Genomic DNA, 21,398 nt, shown 5'->3' on the forward strand with positions numbered 1-21,398 from the left:
GGTTTTCAGCCGCCTTTTTTCAGGTTCAACGCCTGGCGCAGGGCCTGACGGAACGCCTTGGGCTTGGGCCCGAAGAAACGCCGGGTGCGTTTCTCGCAGTCTTCCACCACGGCCGCCTCCCGGCGGCCGATCATCTGCCGCACATGGGCGAAGGGTTCCTTGTCGTCCGCCTCCTTGCGTGCCTGCCGCAGAAACTCCTCGAGCACCTGCAGGTCGTGCAGCTCGCCCAGACGGCGCCCCAGCTTCTTGAGATCCTTGATCGCCACGTCGCTGTCATCGAGACGGTCGGCGATGGGATCCAGCAGATAGAGCTGCGCCTTGGCGCTTTTGCGGAAGTCGTGCCAGACCGAGGCCCGGTTCTCGGCGATGGCCTCGAAGCCACGCTGGCGGGCATCGGCGTAGAGGCGGCCGAACCCCTTGCGCAGCAGCTCGGTGCCCTCCTCCACGGTGAGCGCGTCCCAGGCGGCCCGGTCGTCGCTGAACACCGTCTCCAGGCCCTCCGGCGCGGCCGGCGCCACCGCCGCCTGATCCTCCGGCAGCGCCATACGCCGCACCGCGTCCACCGCCGCCTGTTCGTAGTCACGGCGGGTGCCCGCGCGCAGCGCGTCCAGCGTCTCCCCCATCACCTGGCGGTCGCGGGCCACGGACAACCGCCGGGCGGCGTCACGCAGCGCCTTGTCCCGTTTTTCCGCGGTTTTGCGATGCCCCTGGGTGGCCATCAGCCGCCACAGGGCGCGCAGCCGTTTCACCGTGACGCGCAGGTCGTGGACGCGGTCCGGGTCGAGGGTGGTCTGGTCCTTCAGCAAGGTCAGAGCGGTCTCGTCCTGAGCCCGCGCGGCCTCGATAAGGCGTGTCATCAACGCCGTTTCGTCGCCTGGTTTTTGGCCCATGAAGGTTCCCCCGGGGCAGCCAGATTGGGAGCCCGATTATGGGACCTTCACGGGAAAATTACCGTGACAACTAAATGACAGCCCCGGATGTGCTGCGGGGAAGCCCACAACGAAAACGCCCGCCTTGAAGGCGGGCGCCCGCGGCGGGAAAACCCGTCCCCCTCAGCCGCGCAGCAGCGCGCCGACACCGCGACGCTTGCGGTTTTCGTCCTTGACGAATTCCAGGGTGTCGTCGTCGATGCGCCCATAGCGCAAACGGGGCAGGTCGTAGAGGTAGTTGCTCAGCACCTTCCAGGGAGCCTTGGAGCCCTGACGCGGCAGCTTGTGGGCGGCGCGCTGGATGTAGCCGGACTGCAGGTCGAGGAAGGAGGTGTCGGTGTCGCAGCCCTCCGGGTCACGGGGGGTGACCTGGCGCAGCCCCTTGCGGGACATGTAATTGAGCAGGCGGCACACGTACTCCGCCACCAGGTCCGCCTTCAGCGTCCAGGACGAGTTGGTGTAGCCGAACACCATGGCCATGTTGGGCACGTCGCGCAGCATCACGCCCTTGTACACCAGCACGTCGTTGGGCTCCCGGGTTTCGCCGTCCACCGACAGCGCCGCGCCGCCCAGCAACTGCATGTCCAGGCCGGTGGCGGACACCACGATGTCGGCCTCCAGTTCCTCGCCGGACTTCAGTCGCAGGCCATTCTCCGTGAAGGTCTCGATGTGGTCTGTGACGATGGAGGCGCGGCCCTGCTTGAGCACCCGGAACAGGTCGCCGTTGGGCACCGCGCACAGCCGCTCGTCCCAGGGGTTGTAGCTGGGCCGGAAGTGCTTCATGTCGATGTCGTCACCGAGCTGACGGCGGGCGGCGGCGAGCAGCGCGCGGCGCACCAGACCGGGACGCGTCTTGGACAGCTTGAACACCAGCCGCTGCAGGGCGATGTTGCGTGCCCGCGCCATCCGGTACACCACCATTTCCGGCAGGAAGCGGCGCAGCCGCACGGAAATCTCGTCGCGCTCCGGCACCGTGGCGATGTAGGTGGGCGAGCGCTGCAGCATGGTCACGTGCCCGGCTTCGCCGGCCATGGCCGGCACCAGGGTGACGGCGGTGGCGCCGCTGCCGATCACCACCACTTTCTTGCCGGTGTAATCCAGATTCTCCGGCCAGTGCTGCGGGTGGATCACCTGGCCCTTGAAGTCCTGTTCGCCGGGAAATTCCGGTTTATAACCGGTGTCGTAATTGTAGTAGCCGGTGCAGCACAGCAGGAACTGACAGGTATAGGTCTCCCGCTCGCCGCTGCCCTCGTGCTCCACCTCCACGGTCCACAGGCTGGTCTCGGTGGAAAAGTCCGCGCCGAGCATGCGCAGGCCGTAATGGATCTTGTCCTCGATCTTGTACTCGCGGGCGGTGTCCACGATGTACTGGCGGATCGACGGGCCGTCCGCCAGCACCTTGGGATCGGTCCAGGGGCGGAAGTTGTAGCCCAGGGTGTACATGTCGGAGTCCGAGCGAATCCCCGGGTAGCGGAACAGGTCCCAGGTGCCGCCCATGCGCTGGCGCCGTTCGATCAGCGCGAAGCTGCGATCCGGGCAATCGCGGCTCAGATGACAGGCCGCGCCCACGCCGGACAGACCGGCGCCGATAATCAGTACATCAAAGTGATTCCGGGACATTCCCACCTCCAGCCCGGCCGCCGCCGGCGACCAGGATTACATTACTCAATGGCAAGTTCATTGCAGGGCATGATGCCCCCGCCCCGGCCACGGGGAAAGGGCAAAGCGGGCCGTTCGGTCGTCGCTACGGTCAATCCCGTGGCCCGTTCCGCCGCCGTTGACCTGGATCAAACTGCGCCCGGGCCCGGCGGCCTACCCTGAAGACCCCACCGTCCCGGAGCCACCATGGATTTCAGCTTTTCCGAGTACGCGGTGCAGGTCCAGGACCTGCTGCGCCGCTTCATGGCCAGCGAGGTGCTGCCGCGCAACAACGACTGGCACCGCGCCGCCGCCGCCGGCGAGTACCCGCTGGCGGTGATCGAGCCGCTCAAGGCCCGCGCCCGGGAGCTGGGCCTGTGGAATCTGTTCCTGCCGGAACTGCGCGAGGACGAACCGGGCACCGCCATGAGCAACCTGGACTACGCGCCCCTGGCGGAAATCATGGGCCGCCTGCCCTGGGCCGCCGAGGTGTTCAACTGCAGCGCGCCGGACACCGGCAACATGGAACTGCTGCACCGCTTCGCCGACGCCGAACAATACCGGCGCTGGCTGCGCCCGCAGCTGGAGGGCGAGATCCGCTCCTGCTTCGCCATGAGCGAGCCGGACGTGGCCTCCTCCGACGCCACCAACATCGGCACCACCTTCCGCCGCGACGGCGACCACTACGTGATCGATGGCCGCAAATGGTTCATCACCGGCGCCGCCCACCCGCGCTGCGCCTTCGCCGTGGTGCTGGGACGCTGCGACGACGGCCCCGACGGCGACCGCCATCGCCAGCACTCCCTGCTGATCGTGCCGATGAACACCCCCGGCCTCACCGTGGAACGCAACATCCCCATCTTTCAGCATCACTCCCCGGAAGGCCACTGCGAGCTGGTGTTCCGGGGCGTGCGGGTGCCCGTGGACCACCGCCTGGGCGCCCCCGGCGAAGGCTTCGCCATGGCCCAGGCACGGCTCGGCCCGGGGCGCGTGCACCACTGCATGCGCACCATCGGCCAGTGCGAACTGGCCCTGGAAATGATGTGCGAGCGAGCCCTGGAACGGCGCGTATTCGGCAAGGCGCTCAGCGAGCATGAGAACGTGAAGGACTGGATCGCGGAATCGCGCCTGGAAATCGACCAGGCCCGCCTGCTGGTGCTGCACGCCGCCTGGCTGATGGACCGCCACGGCAACGCCGCCGCCCGCACCCAGGTCTCCGCCATCAAGCTGGTGGCCGCCCGCCTGCAGACAAGAGTGGTGGACCGCGCCATCCAGATCTTCGGCGCCATGGGCCTGTCCCCGGACACCCCCCTGGCCTACCTCTACACCTGGGGCCGCGCCCTGCGCTTCATGGACGGCCCGGACGAAGTGCACCTGCGCACCGTGGCCCGGGCCGAACTCAAGAAAGCCCGCGAACACCGGGGCGACACGGCCGCCTATTTCACCCTGTAGAAACGCCGCCGAGATACGGAGCCTCCGTAGGAGCGGCTTCAGCCGCGATCATGGGCCGTGCCAACGGCATCGCGGCTGAAGCCGCTCCTACCGCCCCCTCCGAGGCGAAGCCGCACGTGACGCCACCTCGAAGCGTCTCCGCTGGAGGGCCCAAAGATCGATCGCTACGACTTCAACGCCACCCACTCATAATCCCCATCCTCGAAGGTGGCCATCTGCGCCCGGTACTGGGTAGCGAAGCCCGGGAACATGGTGGCGTTGAAACCGTCCTCGGTGAGATACCAGCTCTTGCAACCGGAATTCCAGTTGGTCCGCGCCAGACGCTTCTGAAGCTGTTTATTGTGGCGCGCCTGCACCGCCGGCTTCACGTCGAGCAGCTTGAGGTTGTCGTCCATCAGCCGTTGCACGCCGCGCAGGGCGTAATCGAGCTGGGCTTCCATGTAGACCAGGGCGGAGTTGTGGCCCGGCCCGCTGTTCGGCCCAAACAGGAAAAACAGATTCGGGTAGCCGGCCACATTGATGCTCTTATAAGCCCGGGCACCGCCGGCCCACTCCGCGCCCAGCTCCCGGCCCCCGCGCCCGCGCACCGAGAAGGGCGTACCGCTCTTGGGCACGTCGAAGCCGGTGGCGAACACCACGCAATCCAGCTCATGCTCCACGCCATCGGCGGTGCGGATGCCGTTCTCCGACAACCTGGCGATGGGCCAGGTAATCAACTGGGCGTTGTCTTTCTGCAGCGCCGGATAATAGTCGTTGGACACCAGCACCCGCTTGCAGCCGATACGGAAATCCGGCGTCAGTTGCCGGCGCATCCAATCGTCCCGCACCTGCCGGTGCAGATGGCGCCGGGCCAGCCCTTCCGCCAGGCGCGTCAGCGGCGAATTCCAGATCACCGCCATGGCCATGGTCTCGTGGGTCCAGAACAGCGCCTCGCGCAGGGCCTTCTGGCTGGCCGGCACCGCCCGGAACAGCGCTTTGTTCCAGCCCGGCGTATGGAAATCCGGACGCGGGATCACCCAGGCCGGCGTGCGTTGGAACACCTTCAGGCGGGCCACCCGATCCACCAGCTCCGGCACGATCTGGATACCGCTGGCGCCGGTGCCGATCACCGCCACCCGCTTGCCGGTGAAATCGTAATCGTGGTCCCAGCGGGCACTGTGGATCTTCTTGCCCCGGAACGCCGCCACCCCTTCGATGTCCGGCAGGCTGGCGTTGGACAGGGGCCCCTGGGCCATCACCGCCGAGCGCGCCCGCACCGTGCCACCGCCGTCCAGCCGCGCCGTCCACAGGCCCTGCTTCTCGTCGAACTCCAGGCCACTCACGTTATGGTTAAAGCGAATGTGCTGCTTGAGCCCGAAGGCGGCCACCAGATACTCGATGTAATCCAGAATCTCGGCGCTTTCCGAATAGCTGCGCGACCAGTTCGGGTTGGGCGCGAACGAAAACGAATACAGATTGGACGGAATGTCGCAGGCCGCCCCCGGGTAGGTGTTGTCCCGCCAGGTGCCGCCCACCCGATCGCCGCGCTCCAGGATCACGAAGTCCTCGATGCCCGCCTTCTTGAGACGGATCGCCATGCCCAGCCCGGCGAAGCCGGCGCCGACGATCAGCACCGACACCGGCTTGGCGGCGGCTTGGCGGGGCGCCGTTTTCCTGGTCGCGGCTTTTTTCGTAGGCGCTTTGCGTGGCGCCTTCCTGCCGGCGGCCTTTTTTGCCACCGCTTTTTTCGCGACGGCTTTTTTGGCCGGCGCCTTCCTGGCCACGGTTTTGCCCGACGCGGGCTTCTTCACCGCCGTTTTATTTTCCGGCGTCGGATGCTCCTGCCCGCCAATCTTTTCCTCACGAATGTTTTCCTCACGATTGCTCATCGCTGACCCGTCCGCTTGTCCTTTCAACTTTTCACTTTCAACTTTCAACTCGTTCAAACCACCGGCTTATACGTGATGCCCTTGACCCAGGTGGGCACCCGCGAAGGCATCACCCGGTCCGGGATCCGGTCGGTGAGCCGCACCATGGCGTCCACCGGGGCGTGGTACAGCCTGTGGCGGCGGTTGATCACGATGCGGCCGTGGCGGCTGATGATCTGGTACCAGGGATTGCGGCGCCCCTCGGGCGTGCGGCCGCCGATGCGTTCGAACTTCTTCATGGCGGCGTACAGCCGCTCCTCGCCCAGCCCCATGTCGATGATGTTGTCGCGCATACGATTGAGCAGCGGCACATAGGAGGCGATGCCGAGAATCAGACGCGGGTCCAGCAGGGTGGCGATGGTTTTCAGCACCTTGATGTAGGCATCGCCGTGGCCCTGCATTTCCAGCACGTGGAAGCCCACGCCCAGGTGGCGGGATTCATCGTCGTTGATGCGCGCGAACGCCTGGTGGCAGACCGGGTCGTCCACGGTGTCCAGCAGGAAAGTACAGAGCGCGCCGTCCAGGGCGATTTCCAGCATGGGAATCACCGAACCCAGCACTTCCAGGGGCATATCGTCGCTGTAGCGGTCCAGCCACTGGATCACCAGCCGCAGGTTCTTGTTGGGCTCCGGCACCTGGTCGCCGTCGAGCATGCCCCAGCGCTTCATCAGCGCCATCTCCGCGTTGGCGTGGCGTTGCTCCTCGGCGTGGAAATAGGTGTAGATTTCCTTGAGGGTGTCATTGGGCGCCTTGCGGGCCATGGCCGCGAAGCCGCGCGCGCCGACATGCTCGATCCACATCAGATCGGCCATGAAGGCTTTCAGCTTGGGGCGCTGCTCGTCGGTGATCAACTCGGCGCCGGGGGCGTCCCAGTCGATGTCCGCCAGCGCCCATTGGCTGGCCTTGACCTTGGCGAGCATTTTGTCGAGATCGATGGAAGCCATGCGTTTCTCCCTTTTCGAAGGATTCAGGAAACCAGGGTAAAGCGGCTCAGCAGACCGGTGCCGCGGGCGTACAGCGCCGGCAGATAGCGCTTGGTGCGCCAGATCAGCCGGGCGTCCACCTGGGGCAGCACGTACAGACGATTGCGATCCAGGGCCTTGAGGGTGGTGCGCGCCACGCCCTTGGCGGACACGCCGGTGAGCGACACCCAGCGGTTCATCAGCGGCGTCACCGAAGCGTCGATGCGGCCACTGCTGAAGATGTTGGTTTTCACCACCGTGGGGCACAGGGCGGTGACGTGCAGGCCGCTGCCGGCGCTTTCCGCCGCCAGGGTCTCGGACAGGGCCAGCACCGCCGCCTTGCTGGCGTTGTAGGGCCCCATGCCGGGCGCCGCCGCGAAGCTGGCGGTGGAGCAGACATTGATGATGCCGGCGCGGGGCAGCGCGCGCAGACGCGGCGCGAACACGTGGCAGCCGTGGATCACGCCCCACATATTGACGCCCATCACCCAGTGCCAGTCGGCCATGGGGATCTCGCCCACCCGTTTGCCGCCGGCGCCCACGCCGGCGTTGTTGATCACCAGGTCCGGGTCCTCGCCGAACCATTCGGCGGCCCGGTCGGCCAGCGCCTCCACCTGGGCCAGCTCGGACACGTCGCAGGGCACCGCCAGGGCCAGCCCGCCTTTTTCGCGGATGCGGTCGGCGGTGGCGCCGGCGCTGGTTTCATCGATGTCGGCGCACACCACGCGGCCGCCCCGGGCGGCCAGTTCCAGCGCGAAGGCGCGGCCGATGCCGCTGCCGGCGCCGGTGACCACGGCGCGGGCGTTTCGGGTGATTTGTTCTGTCATGTTCGGGGTCCTCGCCACACGGTGCCAAATTGACCGTGACATTCATCAATGGCAAAGTAGTCCGATCATTTGTTCGGATTCAATTCGGATATGCCGCCTTCCTCCCGCCAGCGCCGCCCCTCCCAGCCCCGTGCCAAGGCCACCGTGCGCGCCATCGTCGAGGCCGGGTTCATCTCCCTGAGTCGCCATGGCGTGGAAGGCACCACCACCCGGCACATCGCCGAGATCGCCGGCGTCAGCGTGGGGTCGCTGTACGAGTACTTCGCCAACAAGGAAGAGATCTTCGACGCCATGCACCAGCACGTGGTGGCGGAAGTGGTGGAGATGGTGCAGCCGCGCATCCCGGAACTGGTGCGCATGGAAATCCGGCCGCTGGTGGCGGAGCTGCTGTACCGCTTCCGGGATCTGCTGGAACGGGACGACGGCCGTTACCTGCGCTATATGAGCTATGCCGCCTACTTCGCGCCGCGCAATCAGCTGGAACCGATCAACCGGCTGCTGATGAATCTGCTGGTGCAGTACGTGATGCACCACCCGGACCTGACCCGCCTGGGCAACCTGCCGGCCATGGGCTTCATCATGATCAACGGCGGCATCTTCACCGTCATCCGCCACCTCACCGACCCCCACCCGACGGTGGCGTTCGACGATCTGGTGCGCGGATTGGGGGATATGGTGGGGTATTTCGTGGAAGGGGAATTAGCCCGGGGCCCTTCGGCCCCGGGCTAGCGGCAAGCGTTTTTTACTTCAGCAAATCCTTATGCAGGTGCGGGGCGTCCTCGCCGACCCGGTGCCAGGTCTGGCTGCGGCCGAGCAGGCTGACGCCGATGTAGCCCCGCGCTTCCAGGGTGTCCGGGTCGGTCAGTCTGGCCTTGGCGCTGTAGGTCTTGCCGTTGTCCGGGGAGTAGATGCTGCCGTCTTCCCAGGTCTGGTCGCCGGCGTATTTGAGATCGCGCAGCACGGTCACGCCCAGCAGGCGGCGGTCCCGTTTGCTTTCGTCCGGGTTGTTCTCATCGTAGCGGGCGACGCCGTCGCTGGAGCCGACCACGCGGCCGTTCCAGGTGTCACCGTCCTGGTAAATCTGCACATAGCCACCGGTCTTGGTTTCCCAGACACCTTCGATGGCATGGGAATCATCGGCGGCCCAGCTCACGGCGCACACACCGAGCAGGGCGGCGGAAATCAGCGGTTTGATCATGACACGGTCCTCCGGAAAGCGTGGAGAAAGTCCACGGGGGTGAGCGAGGCCGAGAGAGTAAACAAAACAAAAAGAAATGTCCCTCAAACCGTATTCGCTCTGAGGAATTCATTAAAAAATAAGAGAGGGGGCGGGGTGTTTAAAACACCGTCAAATCGCGCCAGGCCGGAACCCACCGGGGCTCCGGCCTGACGGCATCAGCCGGCGATGTGGGAAAGGGCGGTTTCCAACTGGTCCACGGTACGGTCGATGTGGCTGAGCTTATCGAGGCCGAACAGGCCCACCCGGAAGGTTTTGAAATCCGCCGGCTCGTCGCACATCAGCGGCACGCCGGCGGCGGTCTGCAGGCCCTCGGCGATGAACTTGCTGGCGTTGTGCAGGCCGTCATCGTCGGTGTAGCAGACCACCACGCCCGGCGCCTCGAAGCCCGGCGCCGCCACGCTGCGGATGCCATAGCGGGTGAACAGCGCCCGGACCCGGCCGCCCAGCTCCTCCTGGGCGGCGCGCACCACGGAGAAGCCCTGGGCGCGGGTTTCCTCCATGAAGTCGCGGAACCGGGTCAGGCTGTCCGTGGGCAGGGTGGCGTGGTAGGCGTGGCCGCCGTTTTCGTAGGCGCGCATGATCTCCAGCCAGCGCTTGAGGTCGGCGGCGAAGCTGGTGCTGCGGGTATTCTCCAGCACCGCCAGGGCGGCCTCGTTCATCATCACCAGGCCGGCGCAGGGGGACGAGCTCCAGCCCTTCTGCGGCGCGCTGATCAGCACGTCCACGCCGGTCGCCTTCATGTCCACCCAGATCGCCCCGGAGGCGATGCAGTCGAGCACGAACAGGCCGCCCACCTCGTGCACCGCCTCGGCCACCGCCTTGAGATAGTCGTCGGGCAGCATCAGCCCGGCGGCGGTCTCCACATGGGGGGCGAACACCATCTCCGGTTTTTCCCGGCGAATGGCGTCCACCACTTCCTCGATGGGCGCCGGCGCGAACGGCGCCGGTTCGCCCTCGCCGCTCACCGGCCGCGCCTTGAGCACGGTTTCCCCGGCGGGAATGTCACCCATTTCGAAGATCTGGCTCCAGCGGTAACTGAACCAGCCGTTGCGGATCACCAGACAGCGTTTACCGGTGGCGAACTGGCGCGCCACCGCCTCCATGGCGAAGGTCCCGCCACCGGGCACCACCGCCACCGCGTCGGCGTGGTAGGCCTGTTTCAGGGTGGTGGAGATGTCCCGCATCACCTGCTGGAACGCCTGGGACATGTGGTTCAGGGAGCGATCCGTGAACACCACGGAATATTCCAGCAGACCTTCCGGATCCACCTCGGGCACCAGTCGAGACACAAGCATTCTCCCGCTTCAAAAGCCTTAGAAATTTCACAGGCCATCCGTTATAGAGACGTGGGCGGCGGGCTGCAAGGCATAGCCGGGTTAAAAGTTACAAGTTAAAAGTTGAAAGCGCGAGGCCGGCCCGGCAAAACGGAACCGCCGTGCCCGCGCCGCAGAGCGCCATGTTGTACACTGGCCGGCCTGCTTTCCTTTTCACTTTCAACTTTTCACTTTCAACTTCTTCACCCCCGGAGCTTCCCCGTGACCACCCTCGACATCCGCACCCTTACTCTTCCCACCCAATGGCATCTGGACACCGTCAAGGATCAGGCCGGGGATTTGAAACTGGGGGTGTGGGACCTGAACGGCGCGCCCGAGGGTCTGAGTGAAGCGGAAGTGGAGGCGGTGGTGTTTCATCATCCCGCCGGTGAAGCGGGCAAGCAGCGGCTGTCCACCCTGCCCAATCTCAAGCTGATCCAGACCCAGTCCACCGGCTACGACGGTTTTATCGAGGCGGGCCGGGGCGCCGCCGTGGCCAGCGCCTACGGGCTGCACGCCGGCCCCACCGCGGAGCTGACCCTGGGGCTGATTCTCACCGCCCAGCGTGGCCTGGACCGCTTCGCCCGGGATCAGGCGGAGCACGTCTGGCGGCCGTTCACCTCACCGGGACTGCTGGACCGCAAGGTGCTGATGATCGGCACCGGCGGCGTGGGCGTGGCCATCGCCGAGCGGCTGGCGCCGTTCGGCGTCGAGCTGACCCGGGTGGGCACCCGCGCCCGCGACGACCAGCACGGCCATGTGCACGGCGTGGACGAATTGCCCGCCCTGCTGCCGGCGGCGGAGATCGTGATTCTGATCACGCCGCTCAACGACGAAACCCGGGGCATGGTAAACGCGGACTTCCTGGCCCGCCTGCCGGACGATGCCCTGGTGGTGAACGTGGCACGGGGCCCGGTGGTGGACACCGACGCCCTGCTGGCCGAACTGCAAAGCGGCCGCCTGCGCGCCGCCCTGGACGTGGTGGAGCCGGAACCTCTGCCCGCCGATCACCCACTCTGGGATGCGCCGGGCCTGTATCTGGCGCCCCATGTCGGCGGCCGTTCCGAAGCGCTCAAGCCACGGTTGGCCGCCTACCTGCGCGAGCAGGTGCGGCGCATCGCCAACGGGGAAGAGCTTCAGAATGTGGTGTACGAGGGAAGGCGTTGAAAGTTCAAAGTTAAAGGTTGAAACGCGGGTGGGGCCTTGCGGGACGGACCGGCCGTGCCCGCGCCCATGGCGGCTACAAGCCACAAGCTTCAAACGAAACAGAACGGCCAACGGCCGCGGGAAAGCGCCGGCGGGCCGCGCCCCTTTCAACTTTCAACTTTTAACTTTCAACTAGTCCTTTACCAAGTATCAATCATCGGCCGGCGCTTGCCGGCAATCGGCTCCAGCCCGCCGGGCGGGGTGGCGCGCAGGCCGCGCATCAGCCATTGGCGGGAGTCCGCCGGGTCGATGACGGCGTCGATTTCCAGGGCGGCGGCCATGCTCAGGGCCTCGCCCCGTTCATAGAGTTTGTCCACCAGTTGCTTGAACAGGGCCTGGCGTTTTTCCGGGGTTTCCTGGGCCTCCAGCTCTTTCTTGTAGGCCAGGTTCACCGCCCCTTCCAGGCCCATGCCGCCGAATTCGCCGCTAGGCCAGGAGGCGCAGAACATGGGCGCGTGGAAGGAGCCACCGGCCATGCCCTGGGCGCCCAGGCCGTAGCCCTTGCGCGTTACCAGGGTGAACAGCGGCACGGTGAGGCTGGCGGCGGTGACGAACATGCGGCAGGTGCGGCGCACCATGGCGGTCTCTTCCTCGGACGGGCCCACCATGAAGCCGGGGGTGTCGCACAGGCTCACCAGCGGAATGCCGAAGGCATCGCAAAGCTGCATGAAGCGTGACGCCTTGTCAGCGCCGGCGGCGTCGATGGCGCCGCCCAGCACCTGCGGGTCGTTGGCGATCAGGCCCAGGGGCCGGCCTTCGATGCGCACGAAGGCGGTGATCATGCCGGGGGCGAAGTCGGCGCGCAGTTCCACCACGGAATCGGTGTCCACCAGAATACGGATCAGCGCGCGCATGTCGTAGGCGTGCAGCCGGTTCTCTGGCACCGCCCGGCGCAGCCAGCGCTGGTCCTCGCAGTCCCAGTCGGTGACCGTGCCCTGGAAGTAGCCCATCAGTTTTTTCGCCAGGGCGGCGCCTTCCTGTTCGTCCTTCACCACGCAGTCGATCACGCCGTTGGCGCGCTGCACCGACACCGGTCCCACTTCCTCGGGCTTGAACACGCCCAGGCCACCGCCTTCGATCATGGCCGGGCCGGCCATGCCGATGCAGGCGTTCTCGGTGGCGATGATCAGATCGCTGGTGCCGGCGAACACCGCATTGCCGGCGAAGCAGCGGCCGGAGACCACGGCGATGCGCGGCACCAGCCCGCTGAGCCGGGCGTATTGAATAAAGCTGGGCCCGTCCAGGCCTGCCACCTTGGTGGCGTTATCGGTGTCGCCGGGACGGCCGCCGCCGCCCTCGGCGAAAAAGATCACCGGCAGTTTCTGCTGCTCCGCCACCTGCAGGATGCGGTCGGTTTTCTTGTGATTCATGGTGCCCTGGGTGCCGGCCAGCACGGTGTAGTCATAGGCCAGCACCGCGCAGCGGCTCTTGCTTTCGTCGAACAGGTCGCCGTTCACCGCGCCGATGCCGGTGATCATGCCGTCCGCCGGGGTGTTGTGGATCAGATCGTCCAGGTCACGGCGGGCGCGCTGGGCGGCGAAGGTGAAGCCGCCGTATTCGATAAAGCTGTCCTCGTCGACGATCGCCGCCACGTTCTCGCGGGCGGTGCGCTGACCGGTCTTGCGACGCTTGGCCACCGCGTCCGGGCGGTTTTCGTCCAGCAGCAGGCCTTCTCGGGCTTTCAGCTTCGCCAGGTCCGGGCGGATGCGGTCCAGGTCGATCTCTTCTTCCTGGGCGTCCGCGTCGCCGGCCACCTCGCCGGGAACGATGAACAGCAGCGGATCACCGGCGGCCACCGCGTCGCCCACGGCGAAGGCGAGCTGGCGCACGGTGCCACTGGTGGCGGCCACCACCCGGTGCTGCATTTTCATGGCTTCCACGAACGCCACCGGCTGGCCCTCGCGGACGCTGTCGCCCTCGGCCACCAGCAGTTCCGCCACCACCCCCTGCATGGGCGTGAGCACGCCTTCGGTGCCCGGCGGCGCCTGCACCGAGGGGCCCTGGGATCGGGTGTCCGCGCCGGCCTCGCCGAAGTGCAGTGACGGATGCTCGCCGCCGTTCACCAGTTCGGCCATATGGTCGTCCACGAAGCGGGTGTAGACCGCGTTGTCCGCCACCTCATCGCGGCGCAGCAGGTTCTGCAGGAAGCCGATGTTGGTGTCCACGCCCTCGATGCGGAACTGGCAAAGGGCCCGGTAGGCACGGCGGATGGCGGTGGCGAAGTCGCCCCGGCCGTGCACGATCAGCTTGGCCAGCAGGGAGTCGTAGTGGGGGCTGGTGCGGTAGCCGCGATAGCCGAAGGTGTCCACGCGCAGGCCCGGGCCGGAGGGCGGCTCGAAGGTGGCCAGGGTGCCGCCGGCGGGCCGCGCCTCGCCGCTGGCGTCCATGGTTTCCATATTGATGCGCAGCTGCACGGCGAAGCCGTCCGGGGCCGGCACCGTGTCGCGGCTCAGGCCCAGATCCGCCAGGGAGGCGCCGCCGGCGATTTTCAACTGGGTCTGTACCAGGTCCACGCCGGTGACTTCCTCGGTGACGGTGTGCTCCACCTGCAGGCGCGGATTGGCTTCGATAAAGGCGAACCGGCTTTCGTCCGCGTCCACCAGGAATTCAAAGGTGCCCAGGCTGCGGTAGCCGACCCGGGCCGCCAGCCGCAGGGCCGCGTCCAGCAGCTGCTGGCGGGTGCTTTCCGACAGGCTCGGGGCCGGCGCGATCTCCACCAGCTTCTGGTTACGGCGCTGCAGGCTGCATTCACGCTCCCACAGGTGCACCGGCGCGTCGCCGCCGTCGCCCACCACCTGCACTTCGATGTGCCGGGCCCGTTTGATAAAGCGCTCCACGTAGAGCGCGCCATTGCCGAACGCGGCCTGCGCTTCCGCCTGGCAGCGTTTGAACGCCTCCGCCAGGTCGTCGCCGGGGCCGACGATGCGCATGCCCCGGCCGCCGCCACCGGCGATCGCCTTGACGATCACGGTGGCGTCGCCGCCCAGGCCGTCGCGGAACGCCTGGGCCTGCTCCAGGGTGGTGTCGGCGCCGGTGCCGGGCACCACCGGCACCTGGCACTCCTCCGCCAGCACCCGGGCGCGGGCCTTGTCGCCCAGCAGCGCCAGCACCTCCGGGGTGGGCCCCACGAAGGTGAGGCCGGCCCGCTGGCAGCGCTCGGCGAAATCCCGGCTCTCGCTGAGAAACCCATAGCCCGGGTGCACCGCGTCGCAGCCGGTCTCCACCGCCACCCGCACCAGTTGCTCCGCGTCCAGGTAGGCGGCGGCGCCGCGCCCTTCCAGGGCCACCGCCTGGTCGGCCACGCGGGTGTGCAGGGCGCGCTCGTCGTCGGCGGGATGGACCGCCACGGTGGCGATGTCCAGGTCGGCGGCAGCGCGGGCGATGCGCACGGCGATTTCGCCACGGTTGGCGATCAGAAGCTTACGGGTCATGAGGGCGGTCCGGTTTGTTCGTTTTAGTGATCGGTTTGGCGGCAAGATAGCGAGATACTGACTTGCACGTCAATTAGTATTGACTCCGGTTTTATTTACTTGCAGATTAGTCAGCACTTGCAGTGCTCACCCACCATCAGGAGGCCGGCGTGGCCCGACCGGAAAAGAAATCCCAGCTTGGCCAGCCGCCCATGAAGGCGCAGATCAAGGAGGCCGCCCGCGCCCTGTTCATTCAGCGCGGCATCAGCGACGTGAGCTACGGCGACATCGCCGAGGTGGTGAACACCACCCGGGCCAATCTGCACTACCACTTCGGCAACAAGTCGGCGCTGATCGAGGAAGTGTTCCAGGAAACCTTCGACGACCTGGAGGCCCAGTTCCAGGACGTGTGGGCCCGCCCCGGACTGACCCTGGCGGAGCGCATCACCCTGGTGGCCCGCGACTGCGAACGGCGTTTCTACGAATTCAACGATACGCCCAAGGGCCGCAATCCCTGGAGCCTGTCGGCGCGGGTGCGCTTCGAGCGGCACCTGATCTCCGAGCGCACCCAGGAAGGCATTTCCGAAATGTCCCGGCATTTCGAGGAGTTCGTGGCCCACGCCGTGAAGCTGGCCATCGGCGAGGGCGAGCTGCGCCCGGACACCCCGGTGCGGCAGGTGGTGATGCTGATCACCCCGCTGTGGTACTTCGGCTCGCTGCTCACTCAGCACAGCGGCCTGACCAAACTGCTGGAGCATTATCAGGCGGTGATCGATACCGTCACCGCCGCCTATGGCAAGCGGTAAGAACAGGCAATCGGTAAGAACGGGCAGCCGGTAACAACCGGCACCCCATAACAACAATCCCCTTCGGCCCGACACGACCGGCCGACCGTGGATGTGCCGGCACGGAGAGAAAGCATGGCGCACGAGGAAACCGGTTCCCCACCGCTGCTGGCGGTGGAGGACCTGAACATCGCCTTCGTCCATCCCGGCGGCGAAACCGCCATTACCCGGGACGTGTCCTTCACCGTGGGCGCCGGCGAACGGGTGGGCGTGGTGGGCGAGAGCGGCTGCGGCAAAACCGTCACCGGCCTGTCCCTGCTCGGCCTGCTGCCGAAACGCACCGCCCGGGTGCGTGGCCGCATTCTGTTCCAGGGCGAGGACCTGCTGACCATGTCCCCGCGGGCACTGCGGCGGCGCCGCGGCCGCGACATCAGCATGATCTTCCAGGAACCGATGAGCGCCCTGGACCCGGTCTTCACGGTCGGCGAACAGCTCACCGAAACCCTGCGCGCCCACTACCCGGTGCGCCGCAAGGAGGCCCGCGAACGCGCCATCGCCGCCCTGGAGGAAGTGGGCATCCCCTCGCCGCATCTGCGCATCGACGACTACCCTTACCAGTTTTCCGGCGGCATGCGGCAGCGGGTAATGATCGCCATGGCACTGATTTGCCGGCCCAAGCTGGTGATCGCCGACGAACCCACCACCGCCCTGGACGTGACCGTGCAGGCGCAGATCATCGATCTGCTGTGCGAGCTCAGCGACACCACCGGCACCGCCCTGCTGTTCATTACCCACGACCTGGGCGTGGTGGCGGAAACCTGCTCGCGGCTGCTCACCATGTACGCCGGCGAAGTGGTGGAAAGCGCGCCGGTGGACACCGTCTTGCGCCGTCCGGCGCATCCCTACTCTTCCGGCCTGCTGCGCTCGCTGCCCGGCCTCAGTGAACGGGGCGGGCGGCTGCCGTCGATTCCCGGGCGCGTACCGGCGCCCTCGGAGATGCCCGCCGGCTGCCGCTTCCAGGCGCGCTGCCCGCACGCCGCCGACGGCTGCGAACAGGGCCAGCCCCTGCGCCAACTGGACCGCGCACGGCTGGCGCGCTGCTGGCGCAGCGCCGAACTCACTCTGCCGGGAGCGGTGACCCCATGAACGCCAGCCTGACACCCCGCCCGTCCACCCAGGCCGCCGGCGTGCGCGCCGACCGGGTGCGCGTGCATTTCCCCACCCGCGCCGGCACCGTCAAGGCGGTGGACGACGTGAGCTTCGACATCCGTCCCGGGGAGACCTTCGGCCTGATCGGCGAGTCCGGCTCCGGCAAGACCACCCTGGGCCGCGCCCTGGCCGGGCTGCAGCCGCTCACCGACGGGCGCCTGTTCTACGACGGCCGCGAGCCGGCGTCGCTGAATCGGGCGGAACGACGCCGCCAGCGGCGCGATCATCAGATTATTTTCCAGGACCCCCACGCCGCCCTGAACCCGCGCATGACCATCGCCCAGTCGGTGATGGAGCCCCTCGACATTCTCGGCGACGGCGACCGCGCCAGCCGCCGGCGGGTGGCGGACGAGGCCCTGGAGCGGGTGGGCCTGGCGCCGCAGATCGGGCGCCGCTATCCCCATGAGCTGTCCGGCGGCCAGAAGCAGCGGGTCAATATCGCCCGCACCCTGACCCTGCGCCCGCGCTTCATTGTCTGCGACGAAGTGGTGGCGGCCCTGGATGTGTCGATCCGCGGCGCCATTCTCAATCTGTTCGCCGATCTGCAGGACGAGTTCGGCATCACCTATGCCTTTATCACCCACGACATTTCGGTGGTGTCCCACGTCAGCGACCGGGTCGGCGTGCTCTATCTCGGCCGGCTGATGGAGCAGGGCCCGGCGGCGGCGGTCTGCGAACAGCCTTTGCATCCTTATACCCAGGCGCTGCTGTCGGCGGAGCCGTTGCCGCTGCCCAGCGATCAGCGCGACCACCGGCGCCGTATCCGCCTGCAGGGCGAGATTCCCAGCCCGCTGAATCCGCCGTCCGGCTGCCCGTTCCGCACCCGCTGCCCGCGCGCCGAAGCGCGCTGCGCCGAGCAGGTGCCGGAATGGCGCGAGGTGGCGCCGGACCATCGCGTGGCCTGCCATTTCGCCGGCCCCGCCTGAGCGACCCGGTTTTCCGAACACAACAACAAAATTTCAGGAGAGCGCATGAACAAGAAGTCCAACCCCCAGGATCAGGATCTGCTCGACGTGAACGGCCTGGCCGTGTCCCGCCGCACCTTTCTCGGCGTGCTGTCCGGCGCCCTGGCCGCCGGCACCCTGATGGCGCCGGGCGCGCTCTGGGCCCAGCCCGCCGGCGCGTCGCTGCTGCGGGTGGGCGCCAACGCCAACCCGTCCAGCCTGGACCCGGCCACCGGCGGCTCCGGCTCGGATCACGTGTTCCTGTTCCCGATCTACGACACCCTGGTGACCTGGGATTTCGACAGCCTCAAGGCGCAGCCGGGCCTGGCGGAGCGCTGGGAGTTCACCGATTCGAAAACCCTGGTGCTGCATCTGCGCCAGGGCGTCACCTTCCACGACGGCGCGCCGTTCAACGCCGAAGCGGTGAAGACCAACCTGGATCGCAGCCGCACCGCGGAGTTTTCCAATATCCGCTCCGACCTGGGCTCGGTGGACAGCGTCACGGTGAACGGTGAGCACACCGTCACCCTGCACCTGAAAAATCCGGACACCGCCCTGCCCCTGATCCTGTCCGACCGGGCCGGCATGATGGTGTCGCCCAAGGCGTTGCAGGCCAACGGCAACCGGGTGGATCGCCAACCGGTGGGCGCCGGCTTCATGACGTTCGAGAAATGGAACGACGGCAGCGAGATCGTGCTGAAGGCGTTCAAGGGCTACCGGGGCGACGACAAGCCGGCCCTGGCCGGCATCACCTTCTCGATCATCACCGACAGCGCCACCCGGCTGCGGGCGGTGATGTCCGGGCAGGCCGACCTGGCCTACCACCTGGACGGGCGCCAGAAGCCGCTGGTGGAAAAGATGCCCACCCTGCACGGCGTGGTCGGCTCCACGGTGTATTGCTATCAGCTGTATCTGAACATGTCCCGGGACACCCTGAAGGACCGGCGCGTGCGCCAGGCGCTGAACCATGCGGTGGACCGCGATGCCTTTATTCGCGGCGCCATGGCCGGCTCCGGCGAGGCCGCCTATATGAACCTGCCGAAGTCCCACTGGGCCTACGACGCGCAAACCGCCGAGCTCTACCCCCACGATCCGGACAAGGCCCGCGCGCTCCTCAAGGAGGCCGGCTACGCCGACGGCGTGACCCTGGACATGCGCGGCTACAACGACCAGTCCTCGGTGCAAATGCAGGAGCTGCTGCTGGCACAGTTCGCCCGCGCCAACATCAAGGGCCGCTTCCGCACCGGCACCATCGCCGACATGTCGGCGGAATACTTCGCCAAGAAGCAGGGCGACCTGTTGCTGTCCGCCTGGACCGGCCGCCCGGACCCGAGCCTCAGCTACTCGCTGATGTACAACCAGGAGTCCTACTTCAACGCCGGCGACAAGGCACCGCCGGAGGGCTTCGCCGAGGCGCTGCTGGCGTCGCGCAGCAGCGACGACCTGGCCACCCGCAAGGAGGCCCTGGCCAAGGTGCAGAGGCTGGTCATGGAAGACGCCCTGGTGGTGCCGCTGGCGTTCCGGGAAAGCATCGTCGCCACCAACGACAAGGTGCGGAACCTGCGCAACAACCTGCTCGGCAAACCCAAATTCAACAACGTTTCGCTGAAGGGCTGATCCCGTGGCCAACCGCGTCAAACAACGCATGGTGGCGGCGCGTCTGCTGCAGTCCCTGCCGATTCTGGTGTTGGCCACCTTTATCGTGTTCTGCCTGATGCAGCTGATCCCGGGTGACGTGGCCGTCACCCTGGCCGGCGAAAACGCCTCCATGGAACGCATCGAGCAGATCCGCGAGGCCTACGGCCTGAACCAGCCGTTCCTTGTGCAGTACGGCCAGTGGCTGGGGCACGCCGCCCAGGGGGAACTGGGCACCTCGCTGCTGTCCGGCGAGCCGGTGGCTCAGACCATCGCGCGCACCTTTCCCAATACCCTGCTGATCGCGGTCTACGCGGTGCTGCTGTCGGTGCTGGTGGGGGTGCCGCTGGGCATCCTCGCCGCCACCCGCGCCGGCTCGCCCCTGGACAGCGGCATCATGGGCGCCGCCTCCCTGGGCGTGGCGGTGCCGAACTTCTGGTTCGGCATGATCCTGGTGCTGTTCCTGGCCCTGGGCCTGCAGTGGTTTCCGGCCACCGGCTTCGTGTCGCCCCGGGAGGACTTCAGCGGCGCGCTCTGGTACGCCACCTTGCCGGCGCTGGCGCTGTGCACCAACGGCATCGCCGAGGTGGCCCGGCAGCTGCGCAGTTCGCTGGTGGAGATTCAGTCTTCCCAGCATGTGCGCACGCTGCACGCCAAGGGCCTGAGCCCGGCGCGCATTCTCTGGAAGCACGGTCTCAAGAACGTGAGCGTCAACCTGCTCACCGTGGTCGGCCTGCTGTTCAACAAGATTCTCGCCGCCACCGTGGTGGTGGAGGCGGTGTTCGCCATTCCGGGCATCGGCAGCTCCATCGTCAACGCGGTGCTGCAGGGCGACTTCCCGGTGGTGCAGGGCGCCGTGCTGGCCATGGTGGTGACGGTGATTCTGGTGAACCTGTGCACCGACCTAGCCTGCACCGTGCTCGATCCGAGGATTCACGCATGACCACCGCTTCCGTTTCTTCCCCGTCCCGCCACGCCGGCGCCGAGCCGGGCCCGGTCCGGCGCGTGCTGGGCTGGCTGCGCGGCGATCCCCGCGCCGCTCTGAGTTTGCTGGTGCTGGTGCTGATTCTTGGCACCGCCCTGCTGGCTCCCTGGGTGGCGCCCTACGACCCGGCCCACCAGGATCTGGAGCACATGCTGGAAGGGCCGTCGGCGGCCCATTGGCTGGGCACCGACGATCTGGGCCGCGATGTGCTCAGCCGGCTGATCCATGGCGGCGCCAATTCCCTGTACGCGGCCCTGCTGGCGGTGTCGGTGGCGCTGCTGATCGGCATTCCCCTGGGCCTGATCGCCGGCTTCGTGGGCGGCTGGACCGACGTGGCCATCAGCCGCCTGATCGATACCTTTCTGTCGTTCCCGGCGATCATTCTGGCGGTGGCGGTGACCGGCGCCATGGGCATCGGCCTGACCAACGCCATGTTTTCCGTGGGGCTGGTGTTCGCGCCGCAGATCGCGCGGCTGATCCGCGCCCGTACGCTGGTGGTGCGCCAGGAGCTGTATGTGGACGCGGCGCGTTGCTTCGGGGCGTCGCCGTTGCGGCTGCTGGGGCGGCATGTGCTGCCCAATGCGATTCAGCCGGTGATCGTGCAGAGCACGCTGTTGCTGGCGGTGGCGTTGCTGGCCGAGGCCAGCCTCAGTTTTCTGGGGTTGGGGGTGCAGCCGCCGGATGTGAGCTGGGGCGCCATGATCGCGCGGGGTTATCTGTATATGTCGCTGGTGCCGGAGCAGATGTACGCGCCGGGGTTGATCATCATGATTACCGCGGTGGCGTTCAATGCGCTCGGGGAGTCCTTGCGGACGGCGTTGGATCCTACGGCGCGGGGGCATGGCTGACCGGGCTTTTGTTGCTGAGGCTGGACCCTCCAGCGGGGGGCGCGTCTCGGCGAGGGCCCCCTTCCGGGAACGCCGTGAACCCGTCCCTGGGGGCTCCCTTTCGAACGT

At 67.2% G+C, this 21,398-nt stretch carries 18 protein-coding genes; 10 read left to right on the forward strand and 8 right to left on the reverse strand.

Annotation, left to right across the window (positions count from 1 at the left end):
- Positions 1–5: 5 nt before the first annotated feature.
- Positions 6–857 carry a CHAD domain-containing protein gene (locus tag IM760_RS14920; RefSeq protein ID WP_204430803.1) on the reverse strand — a complete coding sequence of 284 codons (852 nt, stop codon included), beginning with the start codon at positions 855–857 and terminating at the stop codon, positions 6–8.
- A gap of 195 nt (positions 858–1,052) precedes the next feature.
- Positions 1,053–2,549 (reverse strand): flavin-containing monooxygenase, encoded by a 1,497-nt coding sequence (locus IM760_RS14925; RefSeq protein WP_204430805.1) that lies wholly within the window; start codon positions 2,547–2,549, stop codon positions 1,053–1,055.
- A 225-nt stretch (positions 2,550–2,774) separates the two neighbouring features.
- On the opposite strand from IM760_RS14925, the gene IM760_RS14930 reads away from it, so the two are divergent.
- The gene (locus IM760_RS14930; RefSeq protein WP_204430807.1) at positions 2,775–4,019 is read left to right on the forward strand and encodes an acyl-CoA dehydrogenase family protein; all 1,245 of its coding nucleotides are present in this window, start codon (positions 2,775–2,777) and stop codon (positions 4,017–4,019) included.
- A 164-nt stretch (positions 4,020–4,183) separates the two neighbouring features.
- Here IM760_RS14930 and IM760_RS14935 read toward each other — a convergent pair whose 3' ends face one another.
- Positions 4,184–5,632, reverse strand: coding sequence for a flavin-containing monooxygenase (locus IM760_RS14935; protein ID WP_338021406.1), 1,449 nt, complete (start codon positions 5,630–5,632; stop codon positions 4,184–4,186).
- On the opposite strand from IM760_RS14935, the gene IM760_RS18925 reads away from it, so the two are divergent.
- The gene (locus IM760_RS18925) at positions 5,595–5,963 is read left to right on the forward strand and encodes a hypothetical protein (RefSeq protein ID WP_239549869.1); all 369 of its coding nucleotides are present in this window, start codon (positions 5,595–5,597) and stop codon (positions 5,961–5,963) included. The genes IM760_RS14935 and IM760_RS18925 overlap by 38 nt on opposite strands.
- Here the strand turns inward: IM760_RS18925 and IM760_RS14940 are convergent.
- Together IM760_RS14940 and IM760_RS14945 are read right to left on the reverse strand one after the other, a co-directional pair.
- A complete protein-coding gene (locus tag IM760_RS14940) occupies positions 5,941–6,870 on the reverse strand; it encodes a ferritin family protein (RefSeq protein ID WP_204430811.1) in 930 nt (309 codons plus the stop codon). The two genes, IM760_RS18925 and IM760_RS14940, sit on opposite strands and share 23 nt — an antisense overlap.
- Positions 6,871–6,893: 23 nt before the next feature.
- Complete coding sequence (locus tag IM760_RS14945; RefSeq protein WP_204430813.1) at positions 6,894–7,715, reverse strand: SDR family NAD(P)-dependent oxidoreductase; 822 nt, start codon at positions 7,713–7,715, stop codon at positions 6,894–6,896.
- A gap of 90 nt (positions 7,716–7,805) precedes the next feature.
- Between IM760_RS14945 and IM760_RS14950 the strand changes: the two genes are divergently transcribed.
- Positions 7,806–8,444 carry a TetR/AcrR family transcriptional regulator gene (locus IM760_RS14950; protein ID WP_204430814.1) on the forward strand — a complete coding sequence of 213 codons (639 nt, stop codon included), beginning with the start codon at positions 7,806–7,808 and terminating at the stop codon, positions 8,442–8,444.
- Between the two features lie 13 nt (positions 8,445–8,457).
- Here IM760_RS14950 and IM760_RS14955 read toward each other — a convergent pair whose 3' ends face one another.
- Positions 8,458–8,913: a DUF2147 domain-containing protein gene (locus tag IM760_RS14955; protein WP_204430816.1), complete on the reverse strand. Its 456-nt coding sequence runs from the start codon at positions 8,911–8,913 to the stop codon at positions 8,458–8,460.
- A gap of 197 nt (positions 8,914–9,110) precedes the next feature.
- Positions 9,111–10,250, reverse strand: a complete 1,140-nt coding sequence (locus IM760_RS14960; protein WP_239549870.1) for an aminotransferase class V-fold PLP-dependent enzyme — start codon at positions 10,248–10,250, stop codon at positions 9,111–9,113.
- Positions 10,251–10,490: 240 nt separating this feature from the next.
- On the opposite strand from IM760_RS14960, the gene IM760_RS14965 reads away from it, so the two are divergent.
- On the forward strand, positions 10,491–11,435 hold the full coding sequence (locus IM760_RS14965) for an NAD(P)-dependent oxidoreductase (protein ID WP_204430817.1): 945 nt from the start codon (positions 10,491–10,493) through the stop codon (positions 11,433–11,435).
- 179 nt (positions 11,436–11,614) lie between these two features.
- Here the strand turns inward: IM760_RS14965 and IM760_RS14970 are convergent, their stop codons facing one another.
- A complete protein-coding gene (locus IM760_RS14970; protein WP_204430818.1) occupies positions 11,615–14,905 on the reverse strand; it encodes a carboxyl transferase domain-containing protein in 3,291 nt (1,096 codons plus the stop codon).
- 149 nt (positions 14,906–15,054) lie between these two features.
- On the opposite strand from IM760_RS14970, the gene IM760_RS14975 reads away from it, so the two are divergent.
- The 6 genes from IM760_RS14975 to IM760_RS15000 all read left to right on the forward strand — a co-directional run bounded on the left by IM760_RS14975 (position 15,055) and on the right by IM760_RS15000 (position 21,290).
- Positions 15,055–15,690, forward strand: coding sequence for a TetR/AcrR family transcriptional regulator (locus IM760_RS14975; protein WP_204430819.1), 636 nt, complete (start codon positions 15,055–15,057; stop codon positions 15,688–15,690).
- Positions 15,691–15,804: 114 nt separating this feature from the next.
- Positions 15,805–16,815, forward strand: a complete 1,011-nt coding sequence (locus tag IM760_RS14980; RefSeq protein WP_204430820.1) for an ABC transporter ATP-binding protein — start codon at positions 15,805–15,807, stop codon at positions 16,813–16,815.
- On the forward strand, positions 16,812–17,804 hold the full coding sequence (locus IM760_RS14985; protein WP_204430827.1) for an ABC transporter ATP-binding protein: 993 nt from the start codon (positions 16,812–16,814) through the stop codon (positions 17,802–17,804). The genes IM760_RS14980 and IM760_RS14985 overlap by 4 nt, the downstream gene beginning before the upstream one ends.
- 45 nt (positions 17,805–17,849) lie before the next feature.
- Positions 17,850–19,439, forward strand: a complete 1,590-nt coding sequence (locus IM760_RS14990; protein ID WP_204430829.1) for an ABC transporter substrate-binding protein — start codon at positions 17,850–17,852, stop codon at positions 19,437–19,439.
- 4 nt (positions 19,440–19,443) lie between these two features.
- Positions 19,444–20,400 (forward strand): ABC transporter permease, encoded by a 957-nt coding sequence (locus IM760_RS14995; RefSeq protein WP_204430831.1) that lies wholly within the window; start codon positions 19,444–19,446, stop codon positions 20,398–20,400.
- Entirely contained in the window at positions 20,397–21,290 is an 894-nt protein-coding gene (locus tag IM760_RS15000; RefSeq protein ID WP_204430833.1) for an ABC transporter permease, read from the forward strand. Before IM760_RS14995 ends, IM760_RS15000 begins: the two co-directional genes overlap by 4 nt.
- The last annotated feature ends 108 nt before the right edge of the window (positions 21,291–21,398 follow it).

The organism is Alloalcanivorax marinus (assembly GCF_016906305.1).
Classification (GTDB): Bacteria; Pseudomonadota; Gammaproteobacteria; order Pseudomonadales; family Alcanivoracaceae; genus Alloalcanivorax; species Alloalcanivorax marinus.

Bases quoted from the DNA above. Each gene is read 5' to 3' on its own strand.
- IM760_RS14920 (WP_204430803.1), bottom strand. From the start codon at position 857: ATGACACGCCTTATCGAGGCCGCGCGGGCTCAGGACGAGACCGCTCTG.
- IM760_RS14925 (WP_204430805.1), bottom strand. From the start codon at position 2,549: ATGTCCCGGAATCACTTTGATGTACTGATTATCGGCGCCGGTCTGTCC.
- IM760_RS14930 (WP_204430807.1), top strand. From the start codon at position 2,775: ATGGATTTCAGCTTTTCCGAGTACGCGGTGCAGGTCCAGGACCTGCTG.
- IM760_RS18925 (WP_239549869.1), top strand. From the start codon at position 5,595: ATGCCCAGCCCGGCGAAGCCGGCGCCGACGATCAGCACCGACACCGGC.
- IM760_RS14940 (WP_204430811.1), bottom strand. From the start codon at position 6,870: ATGGCTTCCATCGATCTCGACAAAATGCTCGCCAAGGTCAAGGCCAGC.
- IM760_RS14945 (WP_204430813.1), bottom strand. From the start codon at position 7,715: ATGACAGAACAAATCACCCGAAACGCCCGCGCCGTGGTCACCGGCGCC.
- IM760_RS14950 (WP_204430814.1), top strand. From the start codon at position 7,806: ATGCCGCCTTCCTCCCGCCAGCGCCGCCCCTCCCAGCCCCGTGCCAAG.
- IM760_RS14955 (WP_204430816.1), bottom strand. From the start codon at position 8,913: ATGATCAAACCGCTGATTTCCGCCGCCCTGCTCGGTGTGTGCGCCGTG.
- IM760_RS14960 (WP_239549870.1), bottom strand. From the start codon at position 10,250: ATGCTTGTGTCTCGACTGGTGCCCGAGGTGGATCCGGAAGGTCTGCTG.
- IM760_RS14970 (WP_204430818.1), bottom strand. From the start codon at position 14,905: ATGACCCGTAAGCTTCTGATCGCCAACCGTGGCGAAATCGCCGTGCGC.
- IM760_RS14980 (WP_204430820.1), top strand. From the start codon at position 15,805: ATGGCGCACGAGGAAACCGGTTCCCCACCGCTGCTGGCGGTGGAGGAC.
- IM760_RS14985 (WP_204430827.1), top strand. From the start codon at position 16,812: ATGAACGCCAGCCTGACACCCCGCCCGTCCACCCAGGCCGCCGGCGTG.
- IM760_RS14990 (WP_204430829.1), top strand. From the start codon at position 17,850: ATGAACAAGAAGTCCAACCCCCAGGATCAGGATCTGCTCGACGTGAAC.
- IM760_RS15000 (WP_204430833.1), top strand. From the start codon at position 20,397: ATGACCACCGCTTCCGTTTCTTCCCCGTCCCGCCACGCCGGCGCCGAG.